Raw genomic sequence first — 8,807 nt, 5'->3', positions numbered from 1 at the left:
CACGGGTACGGACCGACTCCGCACCACCTCCCTGCGGCTGACCACGGGCACGGCCCGATCCCCGCACCACCACCCCGAAAGGAAGACCATGTCCGGCAGGAACGAACCGCACCACCAGGGCGCGGCGGCCGCGGCGACGCCGACCGCATCGGAGCCGGAGGCGCCAAAAGCAGCCGCCTCTTCGGAACTGGCGAAGACCGCCGAGCCGGAGCCCGCCGCCCCGGAGAGCACGCCCGCACCGGAGGCACCCGACGCGGCTGCCGCGCAGGCGGCGGCTCCGGACACCGAACCGGCGGCCACAGCCACGGCGGAGGCCGAGGCGGAAGCCGAGCCCGAGGCCGACTCGGCAGCCAGCGGCAAGTCCACGGCCCCCCGTCCCTCCGGCCGTCCGTCCCGGGGCCTGCTGGCCGGTGCGGCCATCGCGGGGGCGCTACTGGTCGGGGTGCCATTCCTGGTGTCGGGGGCACTGGACAGATCGGGGCCGGGGAACGGCGGACCGGCGGACCGGGTGGCCGACGCGGGCACGGTGCTGAACGACTCGGGCAACGGCGCGGCACCCGGCGTCTACGGATCGGCCGACCCGGCCCCGTCGTCACCGTCGCCGTCGCCGTCCGCGGGCAAGGGCAAGGAGGACGACGGGAAGCACGAGCCGAAGACGGGCGCCGTGGTGGGGGGCCCGGCGGTGCCGAGGAGCACGCAGGAGGCACCGAAGAACCCGGAGCCGTCGAAGACTCCGCAGAAGCCGAAGAAGAAGACGCCCCCGAAGCCCGCCGTCACCACCACGGTGACCGCGGCGCCGGGCACCACGCTCTTCGGCCACGCCTCCAACCGCTGTATCGAGATGGTGGCCCACAAGGGGGCGGACGGCTCCCCCCTCCAGATCGCCAACTGCACCGGTAAGAACTGGCAGAAATGGGACTTCCGCCCGGACGGCACCATCCGCTCGATGGGCCTCTGCATGGACGTGGCGTGGGGCTCGCACGACAACGGTGCGGTGATCCAGATCGCGTGGTGCAGCGGGAACCCGGCCCAGCAGTTCGTGCTGAGCGCCGACCACGACCTGGTGAACCCGCAGGCCAACAAGTGCGTGGACGTGAAGAACGCGCAGACCGGCGGCGGCGCCCGCCTCCAGCTCTGGGACTGCAACGGCCAGGACAACCAGAAGTGGAGCAGGCGCTGAGTCCGCCGACGGCCCTGCACACGGGCCGCGTCCATCAGACGATGGTGGGAGCGCAGAACCACACTGCGTTTCCGCGGAACGTCTCGACGACCGACGCCGGTTTCCAGGCGTCTCGCCCGCAAGCACGGCAACAACACCTTCTGCCTGCTGCTGAAGGTGGTCAACTCCCAGGCGTACGGCCCCGACGTGGTCGAGCTGGTCGGCGACGTGACCCGCGCGGCCCAGTCCCCCGCGCCCGCCCCGCGCACCTCCCACCGCGCGACGGGCTGAGGCGCCGGAGGTCACCGGGTGCGAGCGAGAGCCGCCGACATGCGGGAGTCGCAGAGGGCGAATGTGAGCGTCCCCAGCACCGCCGCGCCCGCACTCGCGGCGAGCGCCACGCCGGGCCGGAACCACGCCGGGAGATCGGCGAACACCTCGGAGGCGAACACCACGCCGATGAGCATCACCGAGGTCAGCAGGATCCCTCCCACCGTGACGACCGCGCTGCACTGACCGAGGAACCTCCATGCCCGTGCGCGCCTCGCCCCCGGGCCCACGGGACGGAACGGTTCAAGAGCCTTCCTGACCTCGTCCGGCCACCGGACGACGAACACGTCCTCCACGTCGTCGGGGTCGTCGGTCACGTGCCGGAAGCCGACGGGCTGTCCGACCAGGTCGCGGCCTCGGCCGGGCATCGACAACGGGCAGGTCACGCTCCGGCGGAAGGCCCGGTGTCCCCGTACGTCGGCCCTGATGACGAGCGTGTCGGCGCCCTGCGTCTCCCCGGCGGGCTCCTCGATGGAGTTCTCGATCACGCCGACGGCGAAGTGGCCCTCGGCGAATCGTTCCTCTCTCGTGCGGGACCGCTTGCCGGAGCGCAGGAAGCTCATCGGGGGCTCTCCTTCGTGTCGTCGGGCAACCCGACGAAGAGGGCGTCGTGCTCGTCGTCAGGGTCGGACGTGTTGTGGCGAAGGCGGATCGCCCGCCCGATCCAGCGGTCGTCCGGCCCCGCCGAGTCTCCCGATCCCCGTAGGCGCCGATTGTCAGTACCCACTGGGAAACCCCCTCCCACCGCGTCCACCGGCGGATCCGTGCCCGGGTCTCCGGGGTCTTCGCGCGGCTCATCCACTCATCGGTCTGCCCACTGGTCATGAGCCTGCCGCCTTCCGCGTACGGCGGTCGTTGGCGAAGCGGCGCCGCAACAGGTCCGATCCCGGTCCCGGTTCCTGATGCAGCGTGTAGGCGCCGAGGTCGTATCCGGAACGGATGACGTCCTCGTGGGGTTCGGCGAGGAGGACCCGGGTCCGGTGGTCGTGGTTCAGCTCGGCCGGGTTCTCGAACGCGTACACCTCCCAGACCGAGCCGACCGCGAAGCGCGCAAGGCTTTCCGAGGCGACGATGTCGGCGATCGTCGTGTCGACCTGGACGCCGCCGATGTCGAGGCGGACCTCGATGAGGGCGTAGGCGGGCATGTCGCTGTCGGAATCGGGATCCACGTCGAAGCGGACGCGCCCGGTGACGGTGGCCTGCCGTGGAGTGCGGTCGAGCGCGGGGAGCGTCTTGCGCCAGCCCCTCGTCCCGATCATGGGCGCGGCAAAGCAGCAGGCGAGGCCACCGACGATCCAACGCTCCAGCCAGGAGGAGGCCGGCTCCCGGACGAACCCGAAGGCCAGCCAGGCCACCAGCACGGCGACCAGGATCCACATGACCCTGAACTGCTTGCGCTCGGAACTCAGGCGGTCCTCCGATTCCCGGACCAGGCGGGATTCTCCGCTCTCCGGCCGGCTCATGATCGCACCGCCTTCGCGTCCGCACCCGGGAACCCGTCGAACAGAACGTCGTGCGCGTCGTCGGGGTCAAGGGTGTTGTGACGGAAACGGATCGGTCCTCCGATCCGCCGACGGGGGTTGCTTCCGTCCAGGTACACCTTCCGGTGGAGGACGACGCCGTCGGGCAGCTCGGCGCTGACCCTCAACTGGTACGACGTGGTGTCGTCGCCGCTGCCGGACTGCTCGATCACCTTGTCGACACGGCCCGTCGACACGTACCCGTCCGCGAAGCAGGCCGCGAGGCGCTCGCGACTGCCCACGGCCATGAGGATGCCTCCGACGAGCGGCACCCCGGCGGCAATGCCCCACACCCACCAGTACACGTCCGTACGGCCGATGCCGGCGACGCCGAACCAGATGGCCAGCGCGAGCGTCGCGAACGGGGCGAGGACGAGCAGCGAGGCACCGACCAGCACCGTCAGCACGCCGGTCGTCTCCACCCGCGACCAGCGTCGGATGCGCGTACGCGTCTCGGCCGTACGCGCCTGCGCCATCCAGTCGGCGGTCTGGTCGTCAGCGTTGTGGAACTGGATCCTCCGGTCGAGCCGTCTCATCGCCTGCTCCTTCGCGCCGCCCTCAAGCGGATTTTCGCACGCACCCGCCGCAGCGCGCACGGAAACGAGCAGGCGGGGCCGAGGGCGCTGCTGCCCCCGGCCGCCCCTACAGGTCGACCACTGACCGACGCGCCTGTGTGGTCTGCTCGCGTCCACGCAGCCGCTGGAGCAGCCCGCCGAGCATCGGCATGGTCAGGCCGGCGAAGAGGAAGAGGACGGCGAGCCCGCTCAGTGCCGGGCTCACTGCCTCCTCGACGGCGAGGGACCACGGGCTGTCGAGTGTGTAGAAGACGATGTAGGAGCCCTTGGACATCGTGTAACCGACGCCCAGCACCGCCGCGAGAGCACACAGCGCGAAGCCGGCGCCGGTCCAGGGACGGATAGTGCGGCATCGGCGGGCGGTGCGGCCGCACATGAAGGCGAGTTCGCCGCAGGTGACCAGGACGTAGGAGAGGTAGACGAGCAGGTAGGCGGCCACGGACGGATGGTCGGCGTACGCCGTGGTGAACTCGACGTCCCGGCCGTTCGCGGCGAGGAAGAGCGGGACCATCACGGCCAGTACGACGACTGCCGCGAAGACGCGCTGGTACATGGCGGCTCGTAGGTACTCCGGGCGGTAGGCCAGGTCCACCATCGTGATCTGCAGTGCCGCGCACCAGAGGATGGCGCACACGTGCGCCACCAGCTTCCCGGCGTTGTCCAGGCCGGTGATGTCCTCGGCCGTCCCGGCGACCGCGGGTACCGCGAAGAAGACTCCCACGGTGCATACACCGAACGCCACGGCGATTAACCAGGTGAACACGCGTGGGTGGTGCATGGCTCTCCGGGCGCAGAGCACGGTGACGATCACTCCCGCGACGGCGCAGGAGCCGAATATCATGCCGTCCATCAGAGACCTTCCAGTGCATCGGCCGCGTATTGGGCGGCTTCGGATTCAGTCCGCCGTCGCCGGGCCTTCCTCGGCTTCTCGGCGCTCGGTCCGTCGTCCGGCACGGAGGACAGGCCGAGGGTTTCACGCCGGCGTTCCAGATGTGCGACCACCTTGCGGACTTCACTCTCCGGCAGGTCGCTCAGCAGGACGAGCAAGCGACGGGCGAGCGGGTTCTCGAAGGCTTCGAGCGCTGCGAGGTCGTCGTAGCCGGCGTGCGGCAGCAGGTATGCCGGCGGCACGTCGCCGAGGGCCTGGCACAGGGCGAGGACGGTCTTGATCGTCGGGTTGTCCTGCTGGCCGCCGGCAAGTTTCGCGATGAGCGCGAACGATGTCGTCGCGGGCGGGTCGGGCAGGTCGTCGACGGCCTGCGACAGGGTGCGGGAGACGTACGGCCTGCCCCGTGTGTCCTTCCGGTGGGCCATGAGCGACTTCAGCTTCTGCGCAAGGGAGTTCGGTGGCGGACACAGCGTTTCGGCGGCAGCGCCTCTCCGGGCCTCTCCCTCGTCACGGCTCGCACTCACGTAATGATCTCTCTCGCCATCATCGATCTTGCTCTTGTGTACTTTAGTTGACATGCCGTCGGACGCAAGGGCAGGATCGCACCATCGGCAGACTCCCGTGTCGACCTGTTGCGGACGTCGGCCGAACGTACGCATGCCCGTCGCACACCCGGACTGCGCGCTTCACGTCACGCGGCCCGGGAGAGCACACGTCCGGCCCCCGCAGCCCCTTGACGGCAGCGACCGCCGAGAGGAGCGCCACTTGAGGCAGCATGGCTTATCCGTCCCGGTGATCGACACCGGCCGACCTCACTCCGCGAGGATCTACGACTACCTGCTCGGCGGCAAGGACAACTACCGGGTGGACCAACAGGCCGGTGACGAACTCGTCGCCGCCGCGCCCCAGGAGCGGGCCGGCGCCCGTGCCAACCGTGCCTTCCTGGAGCGCGCCGTCCGCCACGTCGTCGGCGCGGGCGTGCGGCAGGTCCTCGACATCGGCACCGGGCTGCCCCATTCCCCCAACGTGCACGAGGTCGCCCTCGAAGCGGCGCCCGACGTGCGCGTCGCGTACGTCGACAACGACCCGATCGTCACCGCACACGCGGACGCCCTGCTGCGCAGCTCCGACACGATCGGCGTCGCGCTCGCCGACCTCCGCGACCCGCGGGCCATCGTGGAACATCCCCACGTCCGCGACGTCATCGACTTCGACCGCCCCCTCGCCCTGCTCCTCACCTCCGTGCTCCACTTCCTCACTGACGCGCACAGGCCCGAACGGATCGTCGCCACCCTGCGCGACGCGCTCCCGGCCGGCAGCTACCTGGTGCTCTCGCACGCCACCGACGACTTCGCCGACTGCAGCGCGGCACAAGCCGTCTACGACACAGCCACCACGCCCCTCACCCCGCGCTCCCACAGCGAGATCGGGAAGTTCTTCGAGGGTTTCGAGCTGCTGACGCCCGGCCTCGTTTCCGTCCCCTCCTGGCGGCCGGACACACCCTCCTCAGCACGGCCGGCCGCGATCGGCGTCTACGGAGCAGTCGCCCTCAAAACCAGCTGACCGCACCGCTGACGGCGAAGGCGCGACCACACACGGCCCCGGCCCGCCGGCGCTCCACGGAGCTCGCGCGCCGGCTCCCGTCCCTGCTCAGACGGAGCAGTGCGCCGGGCCGATGACGCCGTCCGTGCCGGTGACCGTGACCGCCTCGGTGCGGTCGGCGGTACGGGCTCGGGCCGCGGTGCAGATGAGCTGCTCGCGGGCCGCCCGGGAGAGTCCGGTGACCGGGAGGGTGAGGGTGACCTGTACGCCCTGCGCGCTCAGCTCGACGCCGACCTTCACCAGGTCCCCGGGCAGCTCCGTGCGCAGGCCCGCCGCCTTCTCCGCCGCGTTGGGCCCCTGGAAGAGCAGGGCGACGGCGGCCGACGCCCCGACGGGTCCGCCCTGCTTCCGGCCGTCATCGTCGCCATAGCCCTCCCAGCCGACGTTCCGGACGACCGGCAGCAGCCGGGAGGCCGTGGACGAGGAGACGAAGTACAGCAGGGTGCCGAGCTGACCGGCCGGGGCCACCTCCACCGTCGCCGGTTCCCCGGCCTCCACGACGTCCGTCGCGCGGATGCCGCAGCCGGTGGCGGTCGCGAGCAGCAGTACGGGCAGCAGCGCGCCGAGTGCGCGCCGCCCCCTCACCGCTCCCCCATCGGCAGGTCCACGGTGAACACCGCGCCGCCGCCCGGGGTGTTCGCCGCGCCGACCGTGCCGCCGTGCAGCCGGACGTTCTCCTGCGCGATGGCGAGGCCGAGACCGCTGCCCGCCGACCGGGTGCGCGCCGCGTCGGCCTTGTAGAAGCGGTCGAAGATGTGCGGGAGCACGGCCTCGTCGATGCCGGGTCCGCTGTCCCGGACCTCCACGACGAGCCGGTCCCCGTCGTCCCGCCGCCCGGTACGCACCCGCAGGGTGACCGGTTCGGCGCCGTGCCGCAGCGCGTTGCCGACGAGGTTGGCGACGACCACGTCGAAGCGGCGCGGGTCGAGCACCGCCCGTACGCCGTCGGCGAGTTCGGTGGTGACCCGGCCCTCCCAGCGGCGGCTCTGGAGCGTCTTGCGTACGGTCTCGGCGACATCGACCTCGTCCAGGTGCAGGTCCGCCGCGCGGGCGTCGAAGCGGGATATCTCCATCAGGTCCTCCACCAGGGTGGCGAGCTTCCCCGTCTCCGCGCTGATCAGCCGGACGGCGGCGGCGGTGTCGGGGCGCAGTTCACCGGCGTCCTCGTCCAGGACCTCGGTGACGGCGAGCATGCCGGCGAGCGGGGTGCGCAGTTCGTGGGAGACGTCGGAGGCGAAGCGCCTGGCCCGCTCCTCGGCGCGGCGCAGCTCGTCGACGGACTCCTGGAGCTTGGTCGACGACTCGTTGAACGTCCAGGCGAGGTCGGCGATTTCGTCGTTGCCGCGCACCGTGATGCGGGTGTCCAGCTCACCCCGGCCGATGCCGGCGGCGGCCCTGCGCAGGTCGCGCACCGGGCGCAGGACGCTGCGGGCGGCGAGCAGGGCGGGCACCAGGGCGACGAGCAGGGCGGGCAGGGCGCCGTCACGGGCGGCGGTGACCATGGCGGCGACGTTGGCCTCCTCGCTGGACAGCGGCATCACGGCGTAGAGGACGAGGCCGGTGGGCTGGCTGCCGTCGCCCCGGTCGAACAGGGTCGGCATGCCGACGGTCAGCCACGGCTTGCCGTTCTTGACGACCCGCTGGAACGAGCCGTGGGCGCTGCCGCGGGCGGCGGCGCGCAGCGCGGGAGTGATCACGGTGGAGGTCGTCCGGTCCGAGGAGGAGGCCCGCAGGTTCCCGTATTCGGCGAAGACGGTCCACGTGTGCGAGGTGCCCTGCCGGGCCAGCGTGAGGCAGATCTCCCGCATCCAGACCCGGTCCAGCGGAATGGTGATGCCCTGGGCCGCGACCCGGTCCCGGAACTGGGACACGGCGGTGTCCTGCGCCTGCTGGAGTATCGCCGAGCGGGCCTCGCGGTAGGTGAGGGCCGCGGTGGTGGCGGCGCTGACGGCGGCGACGAACAGGAACGCGGCGATCAGCCGGGTGCGCAGGCCGAAGCGGGCGGCGAAGAGCTTCACTCAAGGGGTCCGAAACGGTAGCCGAAACCGCGCACGGTCTGGATGTAGCGGGGGCTGCCGGGCACGTCCTCGACCTTCTGGCGCAGCCTGCGCACACAGGCGTCGACCAGCCGGGCGTCCCCGTGGTAGCTGTGCTCCCACACGTATTCGAGGAGCTGCTGGCGGCTGAAGACCTGCTCGGGCGAGGCCGAGAGGTGGAGCAGGAGCTTCAGTTCGGAGGGTGCGAGCAGCAGGCGCTCGCCGGACTTCGCGACGGCCAGGCCCGCGCGGTCGACGGTCAGCTCGCCGTGCGTCTCGGTGCCGCCGCGTCCGGCGGGGACGGCGATCCGGCGCAGCACGGCGCGGACGCGGGCGTCGATGACCTCGGTGCGGGCGGGTTTGACGATGTAGTCGTCGGCGCCCGCCTCCAGGCCCACCACGACGTCGAAGTCGTCGCCGCGCGCGGTGAGCATGATGACGGGCAGCTGGCTGGTCTCGCGGATCCGGCGGCAGACCTGGACGCCGTTCATGCCGGGCAGCATGAGGTCGAGGAGGACCAGATCGGGCCGGAATTCGCCCAGCGCGGCGAGCCCCGCCTCGCCCGTACCGACGGCCCGCAGCTCGTGTCCGCGCCTGCGCAGCCCCAGTTCGACCCCTTCCCGCACGGAGGGGTCGTCTTCGATCAGGAGCACGCGAGGCATGGCGTCAGTTTCCCAGCGATCAAGGAATGGATGC

10 protein-coding genes are annotated in these 8,807 nt (G+C 71.4%); 2 read left to right on the top strand and 8 right to left on the bottom strand.

What is annotated here, in order from left to right; genetic code table 11:
• Positions 1-88 precede the first annotated feature (88 nt).
• Positions 89-1,180, top strand: coding sequence for a ricin-type beta-trefoil lectin domain protein (locus P8A18_RS29215; protein ID WP_306059325.1), 1,092 nt, complete (start codon positions 89-91; stop codon positions 1,178-1,180).
• A gap of 281 nt (positions 1,181-1,461) precedes the next feature.
• Here the strand turns inward: P8A18_RS29215 and P8A18_RS29210 are convergent, their stop codons facing one another.
• From P8A18_RS29210 to P8A18_RS29190, 5 genes are all read right to left on the bottom strand, one after another.
• Positions 1,462-2,052 (bottom strand): hypothetical protein, encoded by a 591-nt coding sequence (locus tag P8A18_RS29210; RefSeq protein ID WP_306059323.1) that lies wholly within the window; start codon positions 2,050-2,052, stop codon positions 1,462-1,464.
• Positions 2,053-2,310: 258 nt separating this feature from the next.
• Positions 2,311-2,952, bottom strand: a complete 642-nt coding sequence (locus P8A18_RS29205) for a hypothetical protein (RefSeq protein WP_306059321.1) — start codon at positions 2,950-2,952, stop codon at positions 2,311-2,313.
• Positions 2,949-3,545, bottom strand: a complete 597-nt coding sequence (locus P8A18_RS29200) for a hypothetical protein (protein WP_306059319.1) — start codon at positions 3,543-3,545, stop codon at positions 2,949-2,951. The genes P8A18_RS29205 and P8A18_RS29200 overlap by 4 nt, the downstream gene beginning before the upstream one ends.
• Positions 3,546-3,651: 106 nt before the next feature.
• The gene (locus P8A18_RS29195; protein WP_306059317.1) at positions 3,652-4,434 is read right to left on the bottom strand and encodes a hypothetical protein; all 783 of its coding nucleotides are present in this window, start codon (positions 4,432-4,434) and stop codon (positions 3,652-3,654) included.
• Entirely contained in the window at positions 4,434-5,132 is a 699-nt protein-coding gene (locus tag P8A18_RS29190; RefSeq protein ID WP_306059315.1) for a hypothetical protein, read from the bottom strand. The genes P8A18_RS29195 and P8A18_RS29190 overlap by 1 nt, the downstream gene beginning before the upstream one ends.
• A 106-nt stretch (positions 5,133-5,238) precedes the next feature.
• Here P8A18_RS29190 and P8A18_RS29185 point away from each other — a divergent pair, with 106 nt between their 5' ends.
• Complete coding sequence (locus tag P8A18_RS29185) at positions 5,239-6,036, top strand: SAM-dependent methyltransferase (RefSeq protein WP_306059313.1); 798 nt, start codon at positions 5,239-5,241, stop codon at positions 6,034-6,036.
• A gap of 87 nt (positions 6,037-6,123) precedes the next feature.
• On the opposite strand, the gene P8A18_RS29180 is transcribed toward P8A18_RS29185, so the two are convergent.
• The 3 genes from P8A18_RS29180 to P8A18_RS29170 are packed head-to-tail and all read right to left on the bottom strand — an operon-like array spanning position 6,124 to position 8,773.
• Positions 6,124-6,660, bottom strand: coding sequence for a hypothetical protein (locus P8A18_RS29180; RefSeq protein WP_306059311.1), 537 nt, complete (start codon positions 6,658-6,660; stop codon positions 6,124-6,126).
• The gene (locus P8A18_RS29175) at positions 6,657-8,093 is read right to left on the bottom strand and encodes a sensor histidine kinase (protein WP_306059309.1); all 1,437 of its coding nucleotides are present in this window, start codon (positions 8,091-8,093) and stop codon (positions 6,657-6,659) included. The genes P8A18_RS29180 and P8A18_RS29175 overlap by 4 nt, the downstream gene beginning before the upstream one ends.
• On the bottom strand, positions 8,090-8,773 hold the full coding sequence (locus P8A18_RS29170) for a response regulator (protein WP_306059307.1): 684 nt from the start codon (positions 8,771-8,773) through the stop codon (positions 8,090-8,092). The genes P8A18_RS29175 and P8A18_RS29170 overlap by 4 nt, the downstream gene beginning before the upstream one ends.
• Positions 8,774-8,807 lie beyond the last annotated feature (34 nt).

The organism is Streptomyces sp. Mut1 (assembly GCF_030719295.1).
Lineage (GTDB): Bacteria > Actinomycetota > Actinomycetes > Streptomycetales > Streptomycetaceae > Streptomyces > Streptomyces castrisilvae.
This window is presented reverse-complemented; position numbering and strand designations above follow the sequence as displayed.

Excerpts from the sequence above, each read along its gene's own strand:
- P8A18_RS29215 (WP_306059325.1), top strand. The coding sequence starts at position 89 with ATGTCCGGCAGGAACGAACCGCACCACCAGGGCGCGGCGGCCGCGGCG.
- P8A18_RS29210 (WP_306059323.1), bottom strand. The coding sequence starts at position 2,052 with ATGAGCTTCCTGCGCTCCGGCAAGCGGTCCCGCACGAGAGAGGAACGA.
- P8A18_RS29205 (WP_306059321.1), bottom strand. The coding sequence starts at position 2,952 with ATGAGCCGGCCGGAGAGCGGAGAATCCCGCCTGGTCCGGGAATCGGAG.
- P8A18_RS29200 (WP_306059319.1), bottom strand. The coding sequence starts at position 3,545 with ATGAGACGGCTCGACCGGAGGATCCAGTTCCACAACGCTGACGACCAG.
- P8A18_RS29195 (WP_306059317.1), bottom strand. The coding sequence starts at position 4,434 with ATGGACGGCATGATATTCGGCTCCTGCGCCGTCGCGGGAGTGATCGTC.
- P8A18_RS29190 (WP_306059315.1), bottom strand. The coding sequence starts at position 5,132 with ATGCGTACGTTCGGCCGACGTCCGCAACAGGTCGACACGGGAGTCTGC.
- P8A18_RS29170 (WP_306059307.1), bottom strand. The coding sequence starts at position 8,773 with ATGCCTCGCGTGCTCCTGATCGAAGACGACCCCTCCGTGCGGGAAGGG.